Source organism: Microbacterium sp. (assembly GCF_046295495.1).
Taxonomy (GTDB): Bacteria; Actinomycetota; Actinomycetes; order Actinomycetales; family Microbacteriaceae; genus Microbacterium.
The window spans coordinates 10,823-37,013 of record NZ_JBKBNC010000026.1 but is presented as its reverse complement, the minus strand read 5'-3'; the positions used below and the strand labels follow the sequence as shown (position 1 = coordinate 37,013).

Below are 26,191 nucleotides of genomic sequence, written 5' to 3'. Positions count from 1 at the left end.
GCCGCCATGGGACGCGCCGCCTCGGCGCGGCGCGCGCGGCGCGAACCCGCGCGCGTGTCGTCGTCGGAATCCGGGCCGGGGGCCCGGCGAGGACGGGTGGTGTCATCGAGCTCGTCGACCGCCTGCTCGCCGTTCGGGCCGGCGAGGGGCCGTCGGGTGCGTGAACCGGGCGCGGTGTCCTCGGGGACGTCGGCGCGACGGGCCGCCGCATCGACGGCGCGGGGTCGGACGGTCGCGTCGTCGGGCTCGGCAGCACCGTCGGGCTCCACGGGGTGGACGCGGACGGTCGCGTCGTCGACCGCCGCGGACCTCGACGAGACGCGCCCCGTGATCACCGTGTCGTCGGCCGCGGCACCGAGGTGGGGGGTGGCGCGGTCGGGAGCGCCGTCCCCGATGCCGCGCTCGACGCGCACTGTGTCGTCGTCGGGCGCGGTTCGACCCGATCGCACCGTCGCCTCATCCGGCTCGACGGGCGGGGGCCCCACGACCGCCTCGACCGCGTCGGCTCGGGGAGAACGGACGGTCTCCTCGTGGGGCGCGTCGCCCTCGGCACGGTCTGAACGCACGGTGTCGTCATCCGGCTCATCGCCGGCGGCCGGCGGGTTCGCCGCCCACGACCGCAGCCGGCCCGCCCAGATGGTGACGTCGTCGGGATCGTCGGGACGATCGGAGGAACCGTTCACACGGGCCTCCGGGTGAGGCGCACCTCCGCGTCGCCGAGGAAGAACCGCTCACCGGCCTCGATCTCCTCGCCCGGAGGGGCCTCGACCTCGGTGCCCATGAGCGTGGCGAAGAGCACGCCGTTGGTCGAGTCCAGGTCGGTCACGAACCAGGTGTCGCCGCGCAGCTCGAGACGCGCGTGCGTCTTGGACACCGTGCGGGTCTCATCGGAGATCGAGACGAGCTGGGCGTCGGGGTGGGCGGCATCCGGAGCGGGCCGCCGTCCGAGGATCACCACCGACGAGGTCAGGTCGACCGTCGCGCCGTTCGGGGGGACGAGCGCCCACGGAATGCGCTTGCGGCGGGTGACGACGGTGCGGTCGAGCTCGTCGAGGTCGTCGTCGGGTGCCTCGGCGGGAACCTCGGGGCGGGTGTAGAGCGCCGACACCGACGTGCGGGCCGAGCGGGGAGTACCCGCCTCGGGGACCTCGGCCACCGCCGACACGGCCTCGGACAGCTCGGGGAATTCGTCGGTCGCGGACGCGCGAGACGAGCGGGGTGCCGGCACCGGTTCCGGGGCCGGGCGGGTGAGCGGCACATCGGCGATGGGCGCGGCCGCCTCGTCGTCCGGCCGCGGAGTGCGCCGTGGCGGGTTCGCCCACAGCGCCGCGAAGTCGTCGCCGGCCTCGTCGTCACGGGTGGCCGGCGCCGCGACCGCCTCGGCCGGGTGCGACGCCTCCCACGCGGGGGCGCCGCGCACCGCGTCTCCGGCGAGCGGCACCGCGCGCGTCGGCAGGGCGTCGTCGTCGACCGCGGGGCGTGCGGTGGGCGCAGCGTCATCGGGCTCCACGGGCGACGCACCTGCCCGGGGCGCCGCTCCCGCGCGCGCATCGCGATCGTCGCCCGCGCGCTCCGTCGGCGCGACGCCCGGTTCCGCGGCGCGCGACAGGGCGGAGCGTGCCCCCGCCTCTTCGGCGGGCGCGTGGTCGCGCAGGGCGTCGAGCACCTCGAACACGGATCCCTGGGCGGGGATGCGCGAGCGCTGCTCCGCGGTGAGGCGCTCGAGCGGGCGGGTCTCGTCGGCGGAGGCGGGACGCGGGACGGTGGGCGGTGCCCAGTCGCTCGGCGACGGGACCGCGTCGGCCAGCGAACCCGAGGGGGAGGCGAAGGGCTGCACGACCGGCTCCGGCACGGGGACGGACACCTCACGGTCGTCGGACTCCTGCTCCGCGAAGGGCGTGACGGGTTCCTGCTGCGGCGTCCACCCACCCATCAGGGGGACGTAGGGACCGTCGAAATCGCGACCACGGCGGATGGGGGCGGAGTCCTCGTCGACACCCCGGGCGCGCACCTCGCCGCCCTCCCACCGCGCGGAGCCGAACCCCAGGATGCTGGCCCACACGACCGGGACGAGGGCGCCGACCACGGTGAGTCCCCCGCCGGCGCCGAAACCGACGGTGATGCGGTGGACGGCGATGACGAACACCACGAAGAAGGCGATGGCACCGAACAGGGGCGCGAGGTTCAGCAGCACCAGCCACGGCGAGAAGCCGCCGAGCTGCAGGACCGTCGCCACGTTCAGCACGGGCACCCAGGCCTTCCACGCGGGGACACCGGCCTTGCGGAAGAGCGCGGCGAGCGCGAGGGCGAACCAGACGTAGAGCACGACGGCGAGGGCGAGCGAGCTCGCTCCGAGCATCAGGATCGTCGAATCGGTCATGGCGTGTCACGTCCCCCCGTGGTGGCGGAACGCTTCCTCCTCTCGTCGCGGTGCGGCGACCCCGACCGAGAAGGTCGCGGGGCGAGGAACCGCAGGAACGATCTCAACGATACGGCGGCGCGCACGCGCCGCCAGAAGCCTCGCTGGCGGGTGAGGACGCGGCGTTCGCCCTCCACGATGCTCCAGAAGGCGGCGACGTCGTCGGCCGTCACCTCGCGCGGGGCGAACACCGCCCGGTCCGCGTCCTCGGCGAGACGCGTGCCCGCGGGCGTGGCGAAGGCCTCGGCCACCTCGCGGCGGGTCGGCGCGCGCGGCACCGTGCGTCCCGCGTCGACTCCGGCGTCGACGTATTCGTCCCAGCCGCCGGCGATCGCGGCCCGCGGGTCGGGGTCGCGCCGACGGCCGCGCCGACGGAGCGCCTTGGCGACCACGACGGCCAGGAACGGCCCGAACAGCACGAGCAGCACGAGGAGGGACAGCCCCGCGACCCGGAGGACCGGCCAGAGCCACGCCAGGTCGAGGCCGTCGTCGGTGCGGGCGTCGTCATCGAGCGAGTCGTCCTCCTGCACCGGCTCCGGGGGCACGACCTCCTCGACGGTGTCGGGCCGTACCTCGGTGACGTTCTCCGGGTCCTGCTGTTGGGTGACCTCGAGGCTGGGCGACTGTTCCCACTGGGGGGTGACGTCGATCGCGGCCCACCGCCCGTCGACGCCACGCACCTCGGTCCAGGCGGTGAGATCGCGCGGGCGACACGCGCCGGCATCGCAGGTCGACAGCGCGCTGTCGGCGGACACGAGCCGCGTCCCGACGACCACGCGCGCCGGGAAGCCCAGCTCGTGCGCGATGAGCGCGACGGCGACCGCGAACTGCTCGTCGTCGCCGACGGCGGCGACGAAATTGCCCGACGCCTCGGCGCGCGGGTCGTCCTCGCGGTCCAGGAGGCGCTCGAACATGCGGTCGATGCGGGCGAGCGAATGGCCGGAGGCACTGGGCTGCAGCTGGTAGCCGGGAAGGTCGGCCGTCCAGGCGGGCGCCGCCGCTCCCGCGGGCGCGAGACTGTGGCTCAGGTACCCGCGCTCCCGCAGCAACTGCACGAGGGACTGCAGCGCGGCGCCGTCGGAACCGGTCGCGTGCTCCTCGACCCATCGGCGGAGGTTGTCGCCGCCGGCGATGCCGTCCGGCGAACCCGGGGGCGTCAGCCCCGCGAGATCGACGGATGCCGGCTCCACCCCCGTCACGACGTAGGTGTCGCCCGCCGCGAGGCCTCCGTCGGCGGTCTGCACCCCGGCCTCGGCGTCGGCGCTGTAGTAGAAACGGTCGGCCAGGGGGCCGCGCCGGTCCCCCTCGAACGCGGCCGAGGAGAGGCGCCCGGCGGTCGGCATCCAGATGCCCCGGAGGTCGACGATCTCGATCGCGGCGTCGATCGGCCGCCCCTCACCCGCGTCGCGCGTGGAGGGGAGGCGGACGAAGCCCGCACCCTCGTCGCCCGACGCGCGGAAGATCTCGCCGTCGTAGGCGTCGAGGGTGGCGATGCGGATGCGCTCGGGCAACGCGCCGTCGCCGCTCACCCGGAACAGCACCCCGTCGGCGCGCGCGTCGGCGAACATCGTGCGGTACTCGGTGAGCGGGCTGACCGCCTCGGCGATCTGGCGCTCCGGGCCGGCGGCCGAACGGAGCACCTCGCGGTCGACCCCGCGCGCCGCCCACGGCACCACCGCCACCGTCGCGACGACGGCGGTGGCGAGCATCGCGACCCCGAGCGCTCCCCGACGGCGGTCGGCACGCGAACGACCGGGGGCCACCTGCACGGTCGAGACGTCGCCCGCCCGGCGCAGCGCGCGGGCACGCTCGTCATGCGCTCGCCACGCGAGCCACAGCACCGCCGACAGCAGAGCACCCAGGCCTACGCCCGTCTCCACCGGCGCCGCCAGCGTGAGCGGCCCGAACGAGAGGGGGGCGCTCGTCGCGGCCCGACCGAAGAACAGGCCGAAACCGGTCATTCCCAGCCCGGAGACGACCGCTGCCGCGGCCCACCGGTCGCCGCGACCGGCCAGTGCCAGAGTGATCGCCGCGCCCACGAGGAACACGACCAGGGCGGGGACGAGCAGGTTACGGTAGGCGCCGACCGGCAGATCGACCGTGACCAGGTCTTTCCACGCCACGAGCACACCGGCGTACGACTCCCCGAGCCCGCGCAGGACCTCCAGCGGCGAGCTCAGGCGCGAGGGCACGGCGAGCGGTACGGCGAGCAGCGTGAACGCCCCCGCCAGTCCCGCGGCCAGTGCCCACCCGCTCCCCCGCCGCCACGCCACCAGGGCCACGACTCCGGCCGCGGCGACAGTGGACACCACCACGAGCACGACGAAGGGGGCGGCGGCGTAGATCGGCCACGCGGCGATGGCCGCGAGCAGCACCGACATCGCGGTGTAGACGGCCGCGGCGATCCACCGCGGGCCGGCGAGTGCCTCGGCGCGGCGGTCCGCAGCCCGGCGTCGACGACGTTCGCTCATGCCGTCGCCCCCCGCACCAGCAGCCCCGAGAGGTCGTCGAGCGTGCCGATCGTCAGCACGGTGAGGCCCGCGACGCTCTGCATGCGCGGGTGCGCGCGCTCGTCGCAGATCACCGCGGCCACGGCGGTGTCGGCGGGGAAGGTCAGGGCCGCCTGCCGCAGGCGTACGAGCGGCACCGCCGAGCCGACGACGACGAAGGCGATCGACAGACGTTCGTTCGCCTCGGATGCCAGGCGGCACACGTCTTCGACGGGCATGGTGTTCTCGTGCCGGTCGATGGCGCTGAAGCCGTCGAGCATCGCGCGCGAGGAGATCACCGGGATGTGCCGGATCGCGCGCAGGCGGCCCCTGACCACGCGCGGGATCTCGGAACCGGTGACGATGTCGATGTCGCGGGCGTCGCGGACGGCGCGCAGGCCCAGCGAGGCCGCAGCCGACACCGCGAGCTCGTACTCGTCGGCATCCGCGTACTCCTGCGTCGCCGCGGCGAGCACCACCGCCATGCGCGACCGGCGGGATTCCTCGTACTGGCGCACCATGAGCCGACCGGTCTTCGCGGTCGACTTCCAGTGCACCTGCCGCCGGGAGTCGCCGGGGGCGTACTCGCGGATCGCGTGGAACGACATGTCGGCGTCGACGAGGCGACGCGTCGCACTGCCCTCGAGGTCGCGCACGAGGCCGGCGCTCGTGGAGGGCAGCCCCACCGTTCGCGGGTGCACGAACAGGTCGTGCACGTCGTCGAAGGCGTGCTCGCGGCGCAGCAGCCCGACGGGATCGCTCCGCACGGTCGTGACCGGCCCCACGCGCACGACGCCCCGGGGAAGGGGCGGGATCTCGAGCGGTTCGGTGGCGCTGTGCCCGGGCCGCAGGAAAGGGACGCCGAACTCGACGAGACCGCGACCAACGGGGATGTCGAGGCGCCCGGGGAGCGCCGGGCGGGCGCTGTCGTTGCGGACGACGATCTCGCCCGTGACCCCGTGCCCCGCGGTGACGCGCTCGTGCTGCAGCGCCAGGTCCACCTCGTAGGCGCGCGCGCCGAAGAGGAACGGCACACTCATCAGCAGCAGGAGCAGCGAGGCGGCGCCCGCCACCATCCACTCGACCCACCCGAAGACGAGGCCGAGAGCCAGACCCAGGGTCGCCGCCACCGCGACGACGGCGCCCGCGGGCCGGACCGTGCGCCCCGCCCAGCGAGCGGCCGCCTCGGCGCCGGCCGTCGCGGCGCGCCACCACTCGGCGAGCCGCACGATCACGCGCACGACGCGTCGCTGGCGACGGGCGGAGGTCGACGTCACCGAGGTGCGCGAGCCCGTGCGCATGGTGCCGGCCGAGGTGCGCGTCAGGCGCGACTCGGTGAGGTTCAGATCGGGCACGACTCACCCCCGGCGGGAGCGGATGCCGCGGGCGCAGACGTCGTCATGCGCTCTCGCGCTGCGTGGGCGGGAGCGTGTCGAGCAGCACCTGGCCGATCACGGCCTCCTGCGTGACGCCGTCGAATTCGGCTTCGGGATGCAGGATGAGCCGGTGCGAGAGGACGGGCACGGCGAGCGCCTTGACGTCGTCGGGCGTGGCGAAGGTCCGCCCCTGGGCAGCGGCGCGGGAGCGGGTCGCGCGGGTGAGGGCGAGCGCGCCGCGGATGCTGACGCCCAGGCGCACCTCGTCGGCCGTGCGGGTGGCATCCACGAGTCGGGCGATGTAGTCGAGGACGAGCGCGTCGACGTAGACCGAGGCGGCCAGGTCGGCCATGCCGACGAGGGCCTGCGGCGTGATGATGGGGCGGAGGTCGGCCGTGGCCACCGCGACGCCGTCGAGGATCCGCACGGTCGCGGCGTGGTCGGGGTAGCCGAGGGAGGTGCGCAGCAGGAAGCGGTCGAGCTGCGCCTCGGGGAGGCGATACGTGCCCGCCTGCTCCACCGGGTTCTGCGTCGCCAGCACGAGGAACGGCACACCGACCTCGCGCGAGACGCCGTCGATGGTGACACTGCCCTCCTCCATCACCTCCAGCAGAGCCGACTGGGTCTTCGGGCTCGCACGGTTGATCTCGTCGGCGAGCACGATGTTGGCGAAGATCGGTCCGCTGTGGAACTCGAACGCCCCGGTCTTCTGGTCGTACACCGTGATGCCCGTGATGTCGCCGGGCAGCAGGTCGGGGGTGAACTGGATGCGGGTGTTGGTGCCCTGCACCGACTGCGCGACCGCGCGGGCCAGGGAGGTCTTGCCGGTGCCCGGGACGTCTTCGAGCAGCACGTGACCGTCGCTGAGCATGGCCGTGAGGACCAGCTCGACGACGTGGCGCTTCCCGAGGACGGCGCGCTCGACGTTGTCGGCGATCTGCGAGAAGGTCTGGGAGAACCAGGTGGCCTGCTCCTGGGTGATCGTCATGTCGGTGCGCTCTTCCTGTGGGGGATGGATGGATGCCGGGGCGGACGGGTCAGCCGTCGCCTTTCGGCGGCCGCGACGGCTCGACCTTGCCGGGGTCGCAGCCGCCGCTCGCGACGAGCGTCGCGGGGCTGAGGTCCCACCCGCGGTCCGACCAGTCGACCGTGATCTTGGCGTTCTCGACGCGCGTGGCGCCCTTCGGCACCACGGTCGGGTCGGTGGCGACGAGGGGCCGGTCGTTCTTGTCGAAGTACCGCACGGCGGACCGGTCGACCGTCGTCGTCGCCGCGTCGTTGGTGGTCTCGGCGCGCACCGTCAGGGCGCTCCCCGCGACGCACGCGCCGATCCGCGCCGTTGCTCGCACCTGGTACGGGGCGCTGCCGGAGGCGGCCTTCACCGTGCCGCGGTCGGAGCGGGTGTTCCACGTCTCGTGCTGGAAGAACACGCCGATCTCGGGGTCGCGACCGAAGACGCTGGTGCCCGATCCCTCCGACCATCCGTCGTAGACCACCTCGTTGTTGCGCGGCGGCTTGCCGCCCTCCTGGATGCCGCTGATGCGCCACGCGGCCTCGGCGCCGTCGACGGTGGGCTTGCTGCCCACGCGGAACGTGTACCCCGTGGGTGGGGAGGCGTCCTGCGCGGCGTCGACGGTGCTCTCGTCGGCCGCCGAGCCGTAGGTCTTGCCGTCGTAGACGGACTCCACGCACATCCGCACGGTGTACGTGACGCCGTCGTCCTTGCCCGGGAACTCGCGGCGCGGGCCGTCGTCGGTCACCCGGCACGAGCCGTCGAGGGTGAAGCCGTAGCGCAGCTCGGAGCCCTCGCCGTTCTTCGCCGCGGATCCCTCGGCGACGATCGTCACCTTGCCCCCGCCGGTCGGCTTCGACGTGAGCGTGAGGGCGGCCTGCGTCGGCTGGCCGACACCGTGGGCGGTGAACACCAGCGCCTGACCGCTCTGCGAGCCGCCGAGACCCGGCGGGATGGTGAAGCGCGAGGTCGGCGTGACGGTGATCTGGGTGGAGGAGTTGCTGCCCACGGGGAAGGCATCGATCGACACGTTCTCCTGGTTACGACCGATCTCGACCGTGCGCTTCTCGCCCGCCGCGCTCCAGATCTCGAGACGTCCGGTCTCGGCCGCGTCGATCCCGCGGATCGTGAGGTCGGCGACGTTGCCGTCCCCGTCGGTGACGACGGGGGTGAACTCGCCCGAGACCGGCTTCGCCGGGGCGTCGTAGGCCCATGCCGTGGTGCGGACGGCCCCGCGCGACTCGCCGACGCTGTTGACGGCTGTCACGACGTACTCGCGCTGCTCGCCGTTGGGGGCCGAGATCGGGGCGCAGGCGCCGTCGGCGCCGCAGCGACCCACGACCTCGCCCCCGGATCGCACGGTGAATCCCGAGATCGCGGGGTAGGCCCGGCGGGCTTCACCCGGGTCGACCCGCAGCGTCAGCGACCCGTCGGCGTACGCCGTCTGACGCACGCTCGCGGGCGGTCGCGGGAACCCCTGCAGGTCGAGCACGACGCGGGCGTCGCGCGTGGAGGCCGTCGTGCGGCCCTGGGCGTCGCGGAGCGTCACGCCGGCGCTGCAGGTGGCGCCCGGGGCGTCGTTCGTCCACGAGGCGACGACGCTCGAGGGCGAGGCGACGGCGAAGCTCACGCCGCTGCACGCGGCCGCGGGGCGCACGGCCACGACCTCGAGGGGGGTGCGCGGGAGCGGGTTCACCTCGCCGCTGGCGCCGATCACGTCGATCGCGCAGCTCGACCCCGAGGCCTGAGAGCACCGGATCGACGTGGTCCCGCCCTGGGGCAGGGTCGAGGGAGCCGCGCCCACGCGCAGCACCAGTCGTGCCGGCGCCACCGCGTTGTGGCTGGTGACCGAGATGACCGCGGCGTTGTCGGTGCCCGGCACCGCGCGGTCACTGCCGGTCACCGTGACGGTCGATCCATCGAGGGCGACCTGGAAGGCCGAGCCGCCGTAGTCGAGGGAATACCGGATGCCGGCCCAGTCCTCCCGGCCGAGCTGCCACGAGGTCATGTTGCGCAGGTCGAAGGTCTTGGTCTCCCCCGGGCCCACCGTCAGCGCGCCGGGACGCAGCTCGGGCTGGGGGTCGCGGGCCACCACGCCGATCGGTACCGACAGGATCGTCCACTCCTGTGTCCCGGCGACCCGCACGGGAACCTGGCAGGCGTCGGTCCACGGCGAGCCGGTGCCGGCGTCGTACCGCACGAGCGATCCGCTCACCGAGCAGCGTCCCTCCGCGCGGATGCCGGTGGTTGAGACGTCGGGGCCCACCTCGAGCGTGGCGCGGCGCGGGAGGGCCACGAGGGAGGCCATGTCGAATTCGACCGAGGCCAGCTCGTCGACGCGTTGCGCGGCGCCGGGCCGCAGCGACAGGCTCAGGTCGTCGTCGCCCGGGATGCGCAGGAAGGCGTACGTCGTGACGTCGGCGTCGCCCACCCGCCCGGTGACGGCGAACGGGATGATGCGACGGGTCGCCGGCAGTTCGCCCGAGATGCGGCGACCGTCCAGGCGCACGTCGGTCGGCTCGCCCCAGAGCGACACGTCGAGGTCGCCCACCTCGCCCCCCGACCACGTGGCCCGCCCCGAGATCACATCGACCCCTTCGGTGATGTCGTCGCGGTTCTCGACCGTGAGCACCGTGTCGGTCACGACGGGGTAGTCGGGGACGTTCTCGCGCACGACCTTGACCACGATCAGGCCGCGGCCGGTGTTCCCCGAGTCGGACTCGACGTCGTACAGGAACGACATCGTGCCGGGCTCTTCGCCCGCGCGCAGCACCACGCTCGTGTCGGTCACGTCGCCGACGAACGCGTTCAGACGGCCGTACTCGGGGTTGTCGCTGCCGTCGACGAGCGTCTCGGGCAGATCGGGGCGCACCCCGGTCAGGTTGAGCCGCCCCTGGGTGGGGTCGATGTCGTTGGCGAGCGGACTGACGCGGATCGTGCGATCGGCACCGGCCTGCACCTGCACGTAGTCGGTGAAGGTCACGGGACTCGGGTTGGCTTCGGCATCCAGGATGCCGATGCGCACGGTGCCCTCGCCCGCGGCGCCCGCCGAGTCGGACACCCGATAGCGGAACGAGACCTGTCCCCGATCGCCCGGGACCGAGGAGTACACGATCGACGAGCCGTCGGGAGAGACGGATGCCGTGCCCCGATCGGGCTGGGCGACGATGCGGTCGAGGGTCACCGCGTCGCCGTCGGGGTCGACGCCGAAGGCGTCGAAGTCGACCGTCGTGGTGCCGCCGCTGAGCACGCGCCCCTGCAGGACGTCGGGAAGCGGTGCCCGGTTGGCCTCTCCGCCGAGGACGGTGATGCGGACGGTGGCTTCGTCCCACAGCGAGGGCGTGCCGGTGGTCGAGACGCGATAGGTGACCTCGTACGCCCCGGGGGCCGTCGGCGCGAGGTAGCGCAGCACTCCGCCCGAGGCGAAGGCGAGGGCGTCGCTCGCCGGCTGCGCCTGCACGCTCGAGGGGTCGAGGTTGGGGCGCCCTCCCGCCGGAGAGATGTCGTTGTCGAGCACGGGGATGTCGATCTGCGCTCCCGCGCGTACGGTGACGGTGTCGTCGACCGCGATGGGGGCGATCTCGGGAGCCGGCGGCAGCAGGTAGACCGTCGCCTCGCCCGCGACGCGGGACCCCTCGTCATCGGTGCCGTCGCTGACAGTGTACGCGACGGTGCCGAGCAGCCCCGCGCTGCCGTCGGCGGTGCTCCCCGACACGCGCAGGTCGTTCTGCCCCACGGCGTCGACGGTGAGCGAGGCGCCGTCCTCGGCCTCGGCGGCGATGTCGCTGAGCAGCAGGACCCGGCCGCTCGGGTTGGACACCGCGGCGAACACGTCGAGGGTCGCGTCCTCCTGCGGACGCACGAAGGCCACGACGGGCGAGGTCGACAGCCGCGCACCGGCATCGGCCGCGAGCAGGGTGATGCGGGCGGTGCCCGTGGCATCCCGGCCCCCGCCGTTCACGGTGAAGTCGACCCGATAGACGCCCGGCTCGGCGGTCGCGAAGTCGAAGACGGTGCTGCCGGCGACCACCGTGGCCGTGGCGGCGGCGCCGTCGAGCACCCGCACGGAGCTCAGCGAGACCTCACCGGCCGTGCCCGTGACGTGCGGGCCGACGTCGACGGCGAGCGAGGGGCCCACGGTGTCGACGGCGGCGAAGGACTGCACCGACAGCGTGGGATCGGGGGCGACCCGGATGACGAGTGGCTTGGTGGTCACGGCCCCACCGGTGTCGGCGACCGTGACGTCGAGCTGGATGTTCTGCTCGCCGCCGGAGCCGTCGTCGGCGTGCTGGTAGACGACGTCGCCCCCGGGGGTCGCCGCCACGGTGCCGACGCCGCCGGGGTTGTCGACGGACAGCAGCAGGAGCGGGTCGCCGTCGGGATCGACCCAGCCCGGCAGGACGGGCACGGTGATGGTGCCTCCGGGCGCTACCTCCGGCGTCGGCCAGGGGTGGAGGCATTTGTCGACGCCGCACCAGACGGGGGCGGCGTTGGCGTCGGAGGGCGACACCGTCAACGTCACCGTAGTAGGGGTCGAGGTGAGCCCGTCGACGGCGGTGCCATCGGTCACCGCGTAGCCGAAGGTCGCGCTGCCCGTGGCCCCCGGCGCGACCCGGACCGCCAGACGCTGACCGTCGTCGGTGACCGACAGGGTGCCGAATCCGGGGTCGAGCCCCGTGACGCTGTCGGCGACGATGCTCAGCACGTCTTCGTTCGGGTCGTGGTCGTTCAGCAGCACCGGGAGGGTGTTCAGCCGCCCCGCCCGCACGCCGAAGCCGTCGGGCTCGGCGATCGGCGGCTTCGGGTCGAGCACGACGCTGAGCTGCTCCTCGCTCTGGACCGCCGCTTCCTCGGTGCGGTCGTCGAGCGACCAGTTCTGGCTGGAGGCCACGAGCGCGCCGTCGGGCACGGTCCACACCCAGCCGGTGCGCGTCTCGTTGAGGATGACGGCGTGTTCGGTCGCGACGAACACGGGACGACGCTGGTCGGGCATCGTCGCCCCGCCGTAGTCGAGGTCGGTCTCGCCCCGGTCGGAGCGCCACAGGGTGCCCCGGCTGTCGCCGGGCAGGAGCCAGGCGGCGAACGTCACGCCCTGCCGCGTGAGGGGCCGCGCGGGCTGACCGAGGACGTTGCCGCCGCCGCCGACCTCGCGCCGCGGCCCCGAGCCGTCGGCGGGGATCGTCCACAGCGCCTGGTCGTCGGCGAGGTACACGGCATCCGCGTCGGCATCGGCGTCGCCCACCGAGACCTGCTCGCCCGTCTCGATGTCGACGGGATCGCTGCCCCGCACCCACACGCGACCGACCTCGGGATCGACCAGCACCCACGTGTCGCCGGCGGCCGACAGGACGGGGGCGGCCGCGTCGACGTCGAGCGCGTCGCGCGTGCGCACCTCGTCGGCGTCGATGTCATACCGGATGACGGAGGCGTCGACCGACGAGTACGCGAACAGCATGCCGCGCGCGTCGAGGGCGACGGCATCCGCCGTGTACGACACCGCGTCGTCGTCGCCGGCGGTGCCGAAGGGGTCGAGCTCGGCGGCGCGCTGCCCCGCTTGACTCAGACGACCCGCGAACAGGGTGCCGGTGTCGGTGCGGTACACGACGTAGTCGCCCGCGGTGGCGACCGATGTCGTGCCGGGGGGCGTGTCGGGTGCGGCCTCGAGCTGGTCCTGCTCGAGGTCGACCGGCTGCGCCTCGTCGATGCGGGTGAGCTTGCTGTAACTGTCGGTGAAGAGGTAGGCCCCGTCACCGGCCTGCGCCACCTGGCTGGGGTTCCCGGCCGTGCGCACGGTGTCGAGCTCGCCCACGGCCGTGTTGACGCGGGCGTAGCGCTGCCCGTCACCGGTCTGCAGCGCCCACACCGAGGTGTCGACCTCGGGCGTCTGCTGCGCGTCGAGACCCGGCCACACCACGCTCGCCGTCACCACCAGGGTCGCGGCGACCAGCGAGGAGGCGAGGCCGACGAGGGTGCGCCGTTTCACCGCAGCACCCCCGTGGCGTACAGGGCCGCGATCACGACGGCGCCGGCGGTCACCAGGGTCGCGGAGGCCAGCACCCACGGCAGCGCTCGCGAGGCCGTCGACGCGGGGGCGGCGATGTCGGTGTCTTCATCCCGCGCGTAGCCCGTGAGGCCCGAGGCGTCGCGCCGTTTGCGCGAACCCTCCCGCTCGATGCGAGACCGCGCGGGGCCGCGCACCGTGCCGTCGGCGAAGTCGACCGCACCGGCCGAGGGTGCCCACTGCGCAGCGGGCACCTCGAGCGGGGTGGCGGCGAGGCCGACCTCGGATTGCACGCCCTGCAACGCCTCTCCGAAGGCGCGGGCGCTGTCGTACCGCTCCCCGGGGTCGCGGGCCATGGCCTTCGCCAGCACGGCCTGCAGCGACGACGGGACGTCGGCCCTCGAGATGTCGGTGTACGAGGCGCGGGCGATGCGACGGCGCAGCTGCTCGCGCGAGTTCTGACCCTTCTCGCGGCGCTCGAAGGGGCTCTGTCCCGCAAGCAGCGAGTACACCGTGGCGCCCAGGCTCCACACCTCGCTGGCCACGGTGCCGGCCGTCTGTTCGGCGACCACCTCGGGCGCACTCCACGGCACCGACATGGCGAGCATCTCGTCGGCGCTCTGTCGGCCCAGGGTCGAGGAGATGCCGAAGTCCGCCAGCACGGGCGCGCCGAAGGTCGTGACGAGGATGTTGCTCGGCTTCACGTCGCGGTGGATGAGGCCCGCGTGATGGGCGGACTCCAGCGCCCCCGCCATGCGCACGCCGATCGACAGCACCTCGGCCACCGGGATGCGCTCGACGCGGTAGCGCTGGGCGAGCGACCCGGGGCAGAACTCCATGACGATGTACGGACGCCCGTCGGCCGAGATGCCGGCCTGATAGACCGTGACGATCGACGGGTGGGCCGACAGGTGCGCGAGCACGTCGGCCTCGGCGTTGAACATGCGCAGCAGATCGGTGTCGCGCACGTCGCTGGGCAGCACCTTGACCGCGACCTCACGACGGGGCATGTCCTGGCCGTAGAGGAAGACGTCGGCGAAGCCGCCCGAGCCGAGCGGGCGGATGTAGGCCAACCCGGGCAGGATCGGTGGCGACGACGGAAGGCGCTGCGGCATCGAGCCCCCTCCCCCGGACGACGCGCCCGCAACTCAGCGGACGGACAACCCGTCGATGCTAACAAAGCCACCTCTGCCGCCCGTACGCATTGTGCACAGACGTGACGGGCCGCTCAGGATGACGTCGAACCCGGCTCGCGCCCGTCGAACGGCGCGTCGAGGGAACGGGTGAGGTCGTCGAGCAGCGCTGCGATCTGCGGCTCGACGTACTCCGCGACCGCCGCCTGGATGCGCAGCCGGTGGTGCAGCAGGATCGTGCAGACCTCGCGCCCGATCATGTTGGCGTAGTCGTCGGCGAGGCCCACCTCCTGGCGCAGCGCCGCCTTGGCGGCATCCGAGAGCGGGGGGAGGTCGGGGATCGTCGCGTCCTCTTCGGCGGCGAGCCCCGTGAGGGTGAACAGGAACGGCGATCCGGGCTCCGGGTCGGGATCGAGGGGCATGCCCTCGAACTCGGGGGCGAGTCCCTCCGCGGGTCGGTAGGACCGACGACGATTGCGTTCGGCCTGCTGGTCGAGCTCGGCCTGCAGCATGGGGAGGTTGCGTGAGGTGTACTCCGCGACGGCGTGGTCGACGATGCCTTTCACGCGCGTCGAGAGCCCGTGCTGGACGCCGTGCGGCACGTCGGCGCCGAGCCCGGCGGCGGAGAGCACCGGCGACCCGAAACAGCGACGGCACGGCGCCACCCGCCCGCGGTGGTTCGACGGCTCCCAGCGCGGCAACCACCGCAGCCAGGCCTCCACGGCCTGGCCCACCTGGCTCTCGAGCGATCGCTCCACGGCCTCTACGCTAGTGCGACACGCCCGGGAACACGCGGATGCCACGGCGACAGCGCGTCAGCGACAGCGCGTCAGCGACAGCGCGGCGGTGGCGCGAGGACGACAGCTCGGCGGTGGCGGCGCGAGGCCGACAGCGCCGCGGAGAGTCGGAGCCGGCCATGCCGCCGGTCGCGTCCCGGCGCCGGCAGAGTCGGTGTGGATGACCCGGCTCCGTCGCTCCGCACCGGGCCGCGCATCAGTCGTCCTCGTCGTCGCGCTCCCAGTGCCAGCGCGGCCCATTCGTCCGCGCACGCACGAGAAGCACGCCGAAGAGTCCGGCGACCAGCCCGGCGCCGGCCACGACCGGGCCGGCGAAGCCGAGGGCCACGCCGCCGGCGGCGGCGACGCCGCGCGTGGGGTCCGCCCCGCTCACCACGGCGCCGATCACGATGCCGGTCAGCTCGCCGACGTAGGCGGCGATCGCACAGGGGACGGCGGTCAGGTAGCCCGGCGGGTCGGCGCGCAGCCCCCACAACAGCACGCCCGCGAAGGATGCGAGCGCCCCGAGTCGGCCGATCACCCCGGGCACGGCGCCGAGGCCGCCTACCGGGATGACATCGGCGTTCAGCAGCAGGCTCGCCACGCCGAGGGCGCCGATCGAGAGGGCCACGAAGGTGACCGAGGCGAAGACGACCGCGACCGGCGGGGTCACCCCCGCCGGTCGCGGCTCGTTCGTCATGGCATCCGTCTCAGCGCTGCGAGAGCTGCGGCCCGGCCTCGAGGGTGCGCTCGTACTCGCGCTGCGCCTCGGCGTTGATCTCGGTCACGCGGCGACCGCGCGCCGACACCCACGCGCCGAACCAGATGGTGAGCTCGCGGCCGAGGATGAAGGCCACGATCGCGAGAGGGGCGAGCACGTTGTCCTGGAGGAGCTCGGCGGACTGGCGCGCCGTGATCATCCAGAACGGGGCGGCGAAGAGCACGCCCAGCAGGTGACCGGCCCAGGCGATCACGCCCACGACGAGTCCCCACACCACCCAGTGACCCCAGCGCCCGCGGTTGATCAGGGCACCGAGGAACCAGAATCCGAGGTAGAAGGCGATGGTGGGCATCCACAGACCCCAGGTGGCCAGCGCCGACAGGGCGGCCTGACCGAGGCCCGACGCCTCGATGGATCCGGTGAGCAGACCGAGCCCGAGCGTGGCCGCGAGGTACAGCACCGCGAAGACGAGCGCGGCGAGCAGGCCGATCACGCCCGCGGCGCCGCGGTTGCCGCGCGGGCGGGGCGCCTCGGGGGCCTGCACGAAGATGGGCTGCGCGCCGCCGAAGGCGGGGGTCGGCTCGTCGGCGACCGGGGCGGAGGCGGCGGCCGTGGCGGCGCCGGTGCCCGTGGCGACCGCGGGGGCCGCCGTCGTCGGAGCGTCGTCGCGGCGGAGGGCTTCGGTGTCGGCGTGGTGCGACGAGGAATCGGTGGCCTGCTCCGCGGACGCCGCGTAGGCGGCCCAGCGGGCGTCTTCGTCGTCGAGGTCGGCGGCCGAGGTCGTCGAGGGCGATGACGCCGTCTGCGGCTGGACCGGAGAAGCGTCGTGCACGACGGGCGCCGGGTGCTCGCTGCGCGCGTCGATCGCCGCGGAGGCCTCGCGCTCACCCTGCTCGCGCTCGTTCCACGCGGCGGTCGCCGCGTCGGGATCGACCGCGTCGCGACGGGCGGCCTCGGCGTCGGCGAGGCCCTCGTGGGCGCGACCGACGACGTCGTGCGCCTCATCCCGGGGCTCGGCGACCGGGTCTCCGTACGAATCTCTGGGCTCGGGCACAGGGTCGCCGTGCGGCTTGTGGTCGCTCATGGGGTCTCCTCACGCGGTGCTTGCGGCGCAAGGCTATCCCGCGGAGGGCGGGTGTCCGCGCAGGCGTGCCGTCGGATGTGCGTCTCGACCCCGTCGCACGGGGCGCTTAGGGTGTGTGCATGCCTGGTCGCCCGTCCCGTTCGGCCGCCGTCGCCCTGCTCGCCGGCGTCGTCGCCCTCGCACTGACGGCCTGCGCGCCCGCCGACGACGGCGCCGCGCCCTCGCCGTCGACGCCGGTCGTCTCGAGCAGCCCCACGCCGATCCCCACGGTCACGCGCACGGCATCCGCGGTGCGCATCCCGGCCGACTGCCGGTCCATGCTCTCGACCGACGTGCTGTCGCAGCTCAGCGCGGTGCCCCTCAACGACCCCTCGGCCGGCCCCTCCGGCGTGCAGTCCGACGGCTCGCTCATCTGCATCTGGCGCGATCCCGCCGCCGACACGACGGGTCTCGTGACGAAGGTCTCCCGCATGGACCGCGGCCCGGCCCTCGACATGCTCAACGACCTCGTGGCGACCCAGGGGTTCAGCTGCTACACCCCCGACGCCGGGACTCGCTGCGAGAAGACCTGGATCAACGACACCTACCCGGTCAACGACGGCCGCACCCTGTACTGGCGCGATGACGTGCTCGTCGACACGCAGTACTCCAACCTCGCCCCCACGGGCTACACCGCGAGCATCATCGCGTCGATCTTCGGCTGAGCGGGCGTCGCGCCCGCACCCGCCCGCACGGACGGACGCGGGCTCGGCGCGGCCGTCACTCGCCGAAGAAGGCGTGGGATGCCACGACTGCGGCGTAGTCCGGCGGCACCCAGCCGGTGAGGGTCGACGACACCCACCGGTCGCCGCGCAGGTCGTGCACCTCCACCACGTCGCCGGCGGTGCGCTCGCAATGCACGGCACCGTCGGCGCTGGCGCACGTGAAGCCCTGACCGGCGAGGGTCGTCGCCGCGGCGGCCGCCCCCTCCGCCGAGACCGTCGACACCGTGGTCTCCACGAAGCGACCGTTCACGCCGCGCCAGTGACACGTCACCACGACCGCGGGCGACGCGGCCGCGACCGCCTCGGGGGTCGAGAGGGGCGCGGTGTGCCGCTGCCACAGGAGGGCCTCGGGAGACCACACCAGCGACGACCACAGCGGCTGGGAGTAGAGGTGGCGACAGTCTCCCGCCGGTTCCGGTGCGGGAGGCTCCTCGACGGCGACCGTCGTCGTGGCCGCCCGCAGGGTGTCGCCGACGAACGTGACGGCGGTCGGGACCCCCGGCACCGCGAGCGCCACCAGCGCGCCCACGGCCACGGCGCACAGGAGCCCCGCGGGCCATGCCAGCCACAGGCTGCGTCCACCGATCCGGGCCATGCGTTCCTCCGCCTCCACGGTAGGCGCACTCCCCCGCGACACGCGGTCCTCGACACGCCGCGCCCATCGCGCGTCGCACGTGGACATCCCGGTGGCACGACGAAGGCCCCCGGCGCGAGCCGAGGGCCTTCGGGATCCGGATGCCGCAGCGGTGTGCGGCATCCGTCCGTTCGGGGCGGGAGCCGGGCTGACCCGGCTCCCTCCCGTCAGTTGTACGTGCCGGGCGTGAAGTCGTCCGTCGAGAAGCTGTCGAAGTCGACGTAGCTCAGGTCGGCGTCGCTGTACGCGCCGTCCGAGGCGAAGATGCGATTGGGGTACCGCTCGCTCTTCGCCTCCTCCGTCGCCTCGACCGTGACGTTGCGGTACTTCGCAAGACCGGTTCCGGCGGGGATGAGCTTTCCGATGATGACGTTCTCCTTGAGGCCGACGAGCGGGTCGCTCTTGCCCTCCATGGCCGCCTGCGTCAGGACGCGGGTGGTCTCCTGGAACGACGCGGCCGACAGCCACGATTCGGTCGCGAGCGACGCCTTCGTGATACCCATCAGCTCGGGACGACCCGACGCGGGGCGCTTGCCCTCGCCGACCGTCTCGCGGTTGATGCTCTGGTAGCGCTTGAAGTCCACCAGCTCACCGGGCAACAGATCGGTGTCGCCGTGGTCGACGACGGTGACCTTGCGGAGCATCTGTCGGACGATGACCTCGATGTGCTTGTCGTGGATCGGCACACCCTGCGAGCGGTACACGCCCTGGACGCCGTTGACGAGGTACTTCTGCACCTCGCGGGCACCCTGCACGCGCATGACCTCCTTGGGGTCGAGCGTTCCGACCTGGAGGGGCTCGCCGACGGAGACGTGCTGGCCGTCCTCGACCAGGAGCGTCGCGCGCTTCAGGACGGGGTAGACCACCGGCTCGTCGCCGTTGTCGGGCGTGAGGATGACCTTCTTGGCCTTCTCGGTCTCGTCGATCGTGATGCGACCGTCGGCCTCGGCGATCGGGGACGCACCCTTCGGGGTACGCGCCTCGAACAGCTCCTGCACGCGGGGCAGACCCTGCGTGATGTCGTCGGCCGACGCGGAACCACCGGTGTGGAAGGTACGCATCGTCAGCTGGGTACCGGGCTCACCGATCGACTGGGCCGCGATGATGCCGACGGCCTCGCCGATGTCGACGATCTTGCCGGTGGCCAGCGAGCGGCCGTAGCACTTCGCGCAGACACCGACCGCCGAGTCGCAGGTCAGCACGGAGCGGACCTTGATCGACTCCACACCGCCCTCGACCAGCTTGTTGATGAGCACGTCGCCCACGTCGTCGCCGGCCTCGGCCAGCACGGTGCCCTGCGCGTCGACGACAGCCGTGGCGAGCGTGCGAGCGAACACCGAGTTCTCGACGTTGGCGTCCTTGACCAGCTCACCGGTGGAGCCTGCCGCAGCGATCGGAAGCTCGAGGCCCTTCGACGTGCCGCAGTCCTCCTCGCGGATGATGACGTCCTGCGAGACGTCGACCAGACGGCGCGTGAGGTAACCCGAGTCGGCCGTACGGAGGGCCGTGTCGGCCAGACCCTTACGGGCACCGTGCGTCGCGATGAAGTACTCGGCGACCGACAGACCCTCACGGTACGACGAGATGATCGGGCGAGGGATGATCTCACCCTTCGGGTTGTTCACCAGGCCTCGCATACCCGCGATGTTGCGGATCTGCAGCCAGTTACCACGGGCGCCCGACGAGACCATGCGGTTGATGGTGTTGTCGGCGGGGAAGTTGTCCCGCATCGCCTTCTGGACCTCGTCGGTGGCCTCGGTCCAGATCTTGATGAGCTCCTGGCGACGCTCGGCGTCGGTGGTGAGACCCTTCTCGTACTGGCCCTGGACCTTCGCGGCCTGCTTCTCGTAGCCCGCGACGATCTCGCCCTTGTTGGGGGGCGTGAGGATGTCGCTCAGCGCCACCGTGACACCCGAACGGGTGGCCCAGTAGAAGCCGGCATCCTTGATGCGGTCGAGCGATGCCGCGACCTCGACCTTCGGGTACTCCTCGGCGAGCTTGTTGACGATCTGCGACAGCTTGCCCTTGTCGGCCTGTTCGCGCACGAACGGGTAGCCCTTGGGGAGCGTGTCGTTGAAGATCGCCTGGCCGAGCGACGCGTCGACGAGACCGTGCTTGTCGTAGCCCTCGGGCGCCTGGCCCTCGAGGAACGTCAGGCCGGGGATGCGGATGCGCGCCTTGGCCTGCAGGTCGAGGGTGCCCTCGTCCTTGGCCAGGATCGCCTCGCCCACCGAACCGAACGCACGGCCCTCGCCCACGGCACCCTCCTTGAGGGTGGTGAGGTGGTGCAGACCGATGATCATGTCCTGCGAGGGCAGGGTGACCGGACGGCCGTCCGACGGCTTCAGGATGTTGTTCGAGGCGAGCATCAGCACGCGGGCCTCGGCCTGGGCCTCGACCGACAGCGGCAGGTGCACGGCCATCTGGTCACCGTCGAAGTCGGCGTTGAACGCCGCGCACACGAGCGGGTGCAGCTGGATCGCCTTGCCCTCGACGAGCTGGGGCTCGAACGCCTGGATGCCGAGACGGTGCAGGGTGGGTGCACGGTTCAGCAGCACGGGGCGCTCGCGGATGATCTCTTCCAGCACGTCCCAGACCTCGGGACGGTAGCGCTCGACGGCACGCTTGGCGGCCTTGATGTTCTGCGAGTGACCGAGGTCGATCAGGCGCTTGATCACGAACGGCTTGAACAGCTCGAGGGCCATCTGCTTGGGCAGACCGCACTGGTGGAGCTTGAGCTGGGGTCCGACGATGATGACGGAACGGCCCGAGTAGTCCACGCGCTTTCCGAGCAGGTTCTGGCGGAAGCGACCCTGCTTTCCCTTGAGCATGTCGCTCAGGGACTTCAGGGCGCGGTTACCGGTACCGGTGACGGGGCGACCACGGCGGCCGTTGTCGAACAGCGCGTCGACGGCCTCCTGCAGCATGCGCTTCTCGTTGTTGACGATGATCTCGGGGGCGCCGAGGTCGATCAGGCGACGGAGGCGGTTGTTGCGGTTGATCACGCGACGGTAGAGGTCGTTCAGGTCGCTGGTGGCGAAACGGCCACCGTCGAGCTGGACCATCGGGCGCAGCTCCGGCGGGATCACCGGAACGACGTCGAGCACCATCGAGGCCGGCGACATGCCGGTCTGCAGGAACGAGTTGACGACCTTCAGGCGCTTGATCGCGCGGATCTTGCGCTGACCCTTGCCCTCGGAGATCTGCAGGTGGAGGCTGTCGGCCTCGGCCTGCAGGTCGAAGGTCTCGAGACGGCGCTTGATCGACTCCGCACCCATGTGGGCCTCGAAGTACTGACCGAAGCGGTCCTGGAGCTCGTGGAAGACGTCGTCCTCCGGCTTCAGGGCGCCCACCTCGAGGGTGCGGAAGTCCTCCCACACGCGCTCGAGCTTGGCGATCTGCTCGTCGGCGTTCTTGCGGGCCGCCGTCATGTCCTTCTCGGCGGCGTCCTTGACCTTCTTCTTCTGGTCGGCCTTGGCGCCCTCCGCCTCGAGGGCGGCGAGCTCCTCCTCGAGCTTGGCCAGGCGGGCGGCGATGCGGGCATCGCGGCGGTCGCCGAGCGTCTTCAGCTCGAGACGGATGTTGTTCTCCTGCGTGGCCAGGTCGCGGTGACGAGCATCCTCGTCGACCGAGATGACCATGTAGGCGGCGAAGTAGATGACCTTCTCGAGGTCCTTCGGCGCCATGTCGAGCAGGTAGCCCAGGCGCGAGGGCACGCCCTTGAAGTACCAGATGTGCGTGACGGGCGCGGCGAGCTCGATGTGGCCCATGCGCTCGCGACGGACCGAGGACTTGGTGACCTCGACGCCGCAGCGCTCGCAGACGATGCCCTTGAAGCGCACGCGCTTGTACTTGCCGCAGGCGCACTCCCAGTCGCGGGAGGGCCCGAAGATCTGCTCGCCGAAGAGGCCGTCCTTCTCGGGCTTCAGGGTGCGGTAGTTGATCGTCTCGGGCTTCTTGACCTCACCGAAGGACCAACGACGGATGTCGTCGGCGGTGGCCAGACCGATACGGATCTGATCGAAAGTGGTTGATTCGAGCACTGGTTCTCCTGTGTCGGAATTCTCTGAAATCTGAGCTGGGTCGCTGAGCTGGAAGCTCAGATCTCGTCGATCGACGAGGACTCGAAGCGGCTGGAGATGTTGATGCCGAGCTCTTCCGCGGCGCGGAAGGCGTCGTCATCCGTGTCGCGGAGGTTGACCGCCGTGCCGTCTGCCGAGAGGACCTCGACGTTCAAGCAGAGCGACTGCATCTCCTTCATGAGCACCTTGAACGACTCGGGGATGCCGGGCTCCTGGATGTTCTCGCCCTTGACGATCGCCTCGTACACCTTGACGCGGCCGAGGATGTCGTCGGACTTGATCGTCAGCAGCTCCTGCAGTGCGTAGGCGGCACCGTAGGCCTCGAGCGCCCAGACCTCCATCTCACCGAAGCGCTGGCCACCGAACTGGGCCTTACCGCCGAGCGGCTGCTGGGTGATCATCGAGTAGGGGCCCGTCGAACGCGCGTGGATCTTGTCGTCGACCAGGTGGTGCAGCTTCAGGATGTACATGTAGCCGACCGAGATGGGCGCCGGGAACGGCTCGCCGGAGCGGCCGTCGAACAGGCGCGTCTTGCCCGAGCTGTCGACCAGGCGGTCGCCGTCGCGGTTCGGGATCGTGGAGTCGAGCAGACCCGCGATCTCGGCCTCGAAGGCGCCGTCGAACACCGGGGTGGCGACCTTGGTGCCGGGGGCGGCCTCGCGGGCCGACTCGGGCAGCTGGGCAGCCCACTCGGGGGTGCCCTCCACCTTCCAGCCCTGCTGGGCGATCCATCCGAGGTGCAGCTCGAGGACCTGGCCGAAGTTCATTCGACCCGGGATGCCGAGCGGGTTCAGGATGATGTCGACCGGCGTGCCGTCGGACAGGAAGGGCATGTCCTCGATCGGGAGGATCTTGGCGATGACACCCTTGTTGCCGTGGCGGCCGGCGAGCTTGTCGCCCTCGGTGATCTTGCGCTTCTGGGCGATGTAGACCACCACGCGACGGTTGACGCCCGAGCCGAGCTCGTCGTCGCCGTCTTCGGCGTTGAACTCCTTGACGGCGATGATCGTGCCCTGCTCGCCGTGGGGGACCTTCAGCGAGGTGTCACGGACTTCGCGGCTCTTCTCGTTGAAGATCGCGCGGAGCAGGCGCTCCTCGGCGCTGAGCTCGGTCTCGCCCTTGGGCGTGACCTTGCCGACGAGGATGTCGCCGGGACGCACCTCGGCGCCGATGCGGATGATGCCGCGGTCGTCGAGGTCCTTCAGCAGGTCGGGGCTGACGTTGGGGAGGTCACGGGTGATCTCCTCCTTGCCGAGCTTGGTGTCGCGCGCGTCGACCTCGTACTCCTCGATGTGGATCGACGACAGCGTGTCGTCCTTCACGAGGTCCTGGCTGAGGATGATCGCGTCCTCGAAGTTGTGACCCTCCCACGTCATGAACGCCACGAGGAGGTTCTTGCCGAGGGCGAGCTCACCGTTCTCGGTGGCGGGGCCGTCGGCGATGACCTCGCCGGCTTCCACGCGCTCACCGGCGGAGACCACCACGCGCTGGTTGTACGACGTCCCCTGGTTGGAGCGGTCGAACTTGCGCAGGAAGTAGTCCTGCGTGCCGCCCTCGTCGAGCTGCACGGTCACGACATCGGCCGAGACCTCCAGCACGACGCCGGCCTTGTCGGCGGTGACGACGTCACCGGCGTCGATGGCGGCGAAGCCCTCCATACCGGTACCCACGACGGGCGACTCGCTGCGCACGAGCGGCACGGCCTGGCGCTGCATGTTCGCACCCATGAGGGCGCGGTTGGCGTCGTCGTGCTCGAGGAACGGGATGAGCGAGGTCGCCACCGACACCATCTGGCGCGGCGAGACGTCCATGTAGCCGATCTCGTCGACGGGGAACAGGTCGACCTCGCCACCCTGACCGCGGCGGGCCAGGATGCGGTCCTCCACGAAGTGGCCGTCGGCCTTGAGGGCGACACCGGCCTGGGCGACGATGTGGTCGCTCTCCTCGCTGGCGGTGAGGTAGTCGATCTGGTCGGTCACCCGGCCGTCGACCACGCGACGGTACGGCGTCTCGATGAAGCCGAACGCGTTGATGCGTGCGAACGAGGCGAGCGAGCCGATCAGACCGATGTTCGGGCCTTCGGGCGTCTCGATGGGGCACATGCGGCCGTAGTGCGACGGGTGGACGTCGCGGACCTCGACGCCGGCGCGCTCACGCGACAGACCGCCCGGGCCCAGGGCCGACAGGCGGCGCTTGTGGGTCAGACCCGCGAGCGGGTTGTTCTGGTCCATGAACTGCGACAGCTGCGAGGTTCCGAAGAACTCCTTGATCGCGGCGACGACGGGGCGCACGTTGATCAGGGTCTGCGGCGTGATCGCCTCGATGTCCTGCGTGGTCATGCGCTCGCGGACGACGCGCTCCATGCGCGACAGACCGGTGCGGACCTGGTTCTGGATGAGCTCGCCGACGGCGCGGATGCGGCGGTTGCCGAAGTTGTCGATGTCGTCGGTGTCGAGACGGATCTCGGCATTCTGACCACCGCGGACGCCGTCGAACGTGACGTCGCCGCGGTGCAGGCGCACCAGGTACTTGATCGTGGCGACGATGTCGTCGACGGTCAGCACCGAGTCGCTCAGCGGCTTGTCGAGGCCGAGCTTCTGGTTGATCTTGTAGCGACCCACCTTGGCCAGGTCGTAGCGCTTGGAGTTGAAGTAGAAGTTGTCCAGCAGCGCGCGGGCGGCCTCGGCGGCGACCTGCTCGCCCGGACGGAGCTTGCGGTAGATGTCGCGGAGGGCGTCTTCCTTCGTGAGGATCGTGTCCTTGGACAGCGTCTCTTCGATGGAGTCGAAGCCGGAGAACTCCGCGAGGATGTCCTCGCTGGTGAGGCCGAGGGCCTTGAGGAAGACGGTGACCGACTGCTTGCGCTTGCGGTCGATGCGCACGCCGACCTGGTCGCGCTTGTCGATCTCGAACTCGAGCCACGCTCCGCGCGAGGGGATGACGCGCGCCGAGACGATGTCCTTGTCGGAGGTCTTGTCGGGCGTCTTGTCGAAGTAGACACCGGGCGAGCGCACGAGCTGCGACACCACGACACGCTCGGTGCCGTTGATGATGAACGTGCCCTTGTCGGTCTGGAGCGGGAAGTCGCCCATGAAGACCGTCTGCGTCTTGATCTCACCGGTCTGGTGGTTCATGAACTCGGCCTCGACGTAGAGCGGGGCGGCGTAGGTCTTGCCGCGCTCCTTGCACTCTTCGATCGAGTACTTCTCGGGCTCGAGGTAGGGGTTGGTGAACGACAGCTGCATCGTCTCGCTGAGGTCTTCGATCGGGGAGATCTCCTCGAAGATCTCCTCCAGACCGCTGATCTCGGGGACGTCGGTGCGGCCGGCGGCCTGGGCCTCGGCGACGCGCGCCTTCCAGGCCTCGTTGCCGACGAGCCAGTCGAACGACTCGGTCTGCAGGGCGAGCAGATCCGGAACGGTCAGCTTGTCGGAGATCTTCGCGAACGAGAGGCGGGATGCTCCGCGTCCGCTCTTGGGGGTGGTGGTGGTGGATGCGTTGCTCGCAGCAGCCAAGGGAATAACCTCCAGAAGCCCGGGCGAGGGGCTCGTGATTCCTTGTCGTCAGGTGGAGTGCGTTCCTGCCCCGATAACCTGTTCGTCGCACGCCGCGGTGAAGCGGGGACGGACAGGCTCAGCCGACCACCATATGAGGGCAGGGGGAATCGAGGAGCGCAAAGTCCAAGCATACGCGGGAGGAC

The 26,191-nt window shown here is 71.7% G+C and carries 13 protein-coding genes and 1 pseudogene; 1 reads left to right on the top strand and 13 read right to left on the bottom strand.

Annotation, left to right across the window (positions count from 1 at the left end):
• The 10 genes and pseudogenes from ACK4LS_RS10495 to ACK4LS_RS10450 all read right to left on the bottom strand — a co-directional run.
• Window positions 1-683 (bottom strand): annotated as a pseudogene (locus ACK4LS_RS10495) (hypothetical protein); the annotation flags it as partial.
• A complete protein-coding gene (locus ACK4LS_RS10490) occupies window positions 680-2,380 on the bottom strand; it encodes a DUF5684 domain-containing protein (RefSeq protein WP_409716843.1) in 1,701 nt (566 codons plus the stop codon). The pseudogene ACK4LS_RS10495 and the gene ACK4LS_RS10490, both read right to left, overlap by 4 nt.
• A complete protein-coding gene (locus tag ACK4LS_RS10485) occupies window positions 2,377-4,890 on the bottom strand; it encodes a transglutaminase-like domain-containing protein (protein ID WP_409716842.1) in 2,514 nt (837 codons plus the stop codon). The genes ACK4LS_RS10490 and ACK4LS_RS10485 overlap by 4 nt, the downstream gene beginning before the upstream one ends.
• Complete coding sequence (locus tag ACK4LS_RS10480) at window positions 4,887-6,263, bottom strand: DUF58 domain-containing protein (protein WP_409716840.1); 1,377 nt, start codon at window positions 6,261-6,263, stop codon at window positions 4,887-4,889. The genes ACK4LS_RS10485 and ACK4LS_RS10480 overlap by 4 nt, the downstream gene beginning before the upstream one ends.
• A 43-nt stretch (window positions 6,264-6,306) precedes the next feature.
• The gene (locus tag ACK4LS_RS10475) at window positions 6,307-7,272 is read right to left on the bottom strand and encodes an AAA family ATPase (protein WP_409716838.1); all 966 of its coding nucleotides are present in this window, start codon (window positions 7,270-7,272) and stop codon (window positions 6,307-6,309) included.
• Window positions 7,273-7,321: 49 nt separating this feature from the next.
• Window positions 7,322-13,279 carry an Ig-like domain-containing protein gene (locus ACK4LS_RS10470; protein WP_409716836.1) on the bottom strand — a complete coding sequence of 1,986 codons (5,958 nt, stop codon included), beginning with the start codon at window positions 13,277-13,279 and terminating at the stop codon, window positions 7,322-7,324.
• Window positions 13,276-14,412: a serine/threonine-protein kinase gene (locus ACK4LS_RS10465; protein ID WP_409716834.1), complete on the bottom strand. Its 1,137-nt coding sequence runs from the start codon at window positions 14,410-14,412 to the stop codon at window positions 13,276-13,278. The genes ACK4LS_RS10470 and ACK4LS_RS10465 overlap by 4 nt, the downstream gene beginning before the upstream one ends.
• A gap of 113 nt (window positions 14,413-14,525) precedes the next feature.
• Window positions 14,526-15,188 (bottom strand): spermidine/putrescine ABC transporter substrate-binding protein, encoded by a 663-nt coding sequence (locus ACK4LS_RS10460; RefSeq protein WP_409716832.1) that lies wholly within the window; start codon window positions 15,186-15,188, stop codon window positions 14,526-14,528.
• Between the two features lie 235 nt (window positions 15,189-15,423).
• Complete coding sequence (locus ACK4LS_RS10455; protein WP_409716830.1) at window positions 15,424-15,906, bottom strand: hypothetical protein; 483 nt, start codon at window positions 15,904-15,906, stop codon at window positions 15,424-15,426.
• Window positions 15,907-15,916: 10 nt separating this feature from the next.
• Window positions 15,917-17,011: an ABC transporter gene (locus tag ACK4LS_RS10450; RefSeq protein ID WP_409716828.1), complete on the bottom strand. Its 1,095-nt coding sequence runs from the start codon at window positions 17,009-17,011 to the stop codon at window positions 15,917-15,919.
• A gap of 119 nt (window positions 17,012-17,130) precedes the next feature.
• Here ACK4LS_RS10450 and ACK4LS_RS10445 point away from each other — a divergent pair, with 119 nt between their 5' ends.
• Window positions 17,131-17,715 (top strand): hypothetical protein, encoded by a 585-nt coding sequence (locus ACK4LS_RS10445; RefSeq protein WP_409716826.1) that lies wholly within the window; start codon window positions 17,131-17,133, stop codon window positions 17,713-17,715.
• A gap of 55 nt (window positions 17,716-17,770) precedes the next feature.
• On the opposite strand, the gene ACK4LS_RS10440 is transcribed toward ACK4LS_RS10445, so the two are convergent.
• The 3 genes from ACK4LS_RS10440 to ACK4LS_RS10430 form a co-directional block, all read right to left on the bottom strand.
• On the bottom strand, window positions 17,771-18,370 hold the full coding sequence (locus tag ACK4LS_RS10440; protein WP_409716824.1) for a hypothetical protein: 600 nt from the start codon (window positions 18,368-18,370) through the stop codon (window positions 17,771-17,773).
• A gap of 206 nt (window positions 18,371-18,576) precedes the next feature.
• Window positions 18,577-22,452, bottom strand: a complete 3,876-nt coding sequence (rpoC, locus tag ACK4LS_RS10435) for a DNA-directed RNA polymerase subunit beta' (RefSeq protein WP_409716822.1) — start codon at window positions 22,450-22,452, stop codon at window positions 18,577-18,579.
• Between the two features lie 56 nt (window positions 22,453-22,508).
• Window positions 22,509-26,006 carry a DNA-directed RNA polymerase subunit beta gene (locus tag ACK4LS_RS10430; RefSeq protein ID WP_409716820.1) on the bottom strand — a complete coding sequence of 1,166 codons (3,498 nt, stop codon included), beginning with the start codon at window positions 26,004-26,006 and terminating at the stop codon, window positions 22,509-22,511.
• Between the last annotated feature and the right edge of the window lie 185 nt (window positions 26,007-26,191).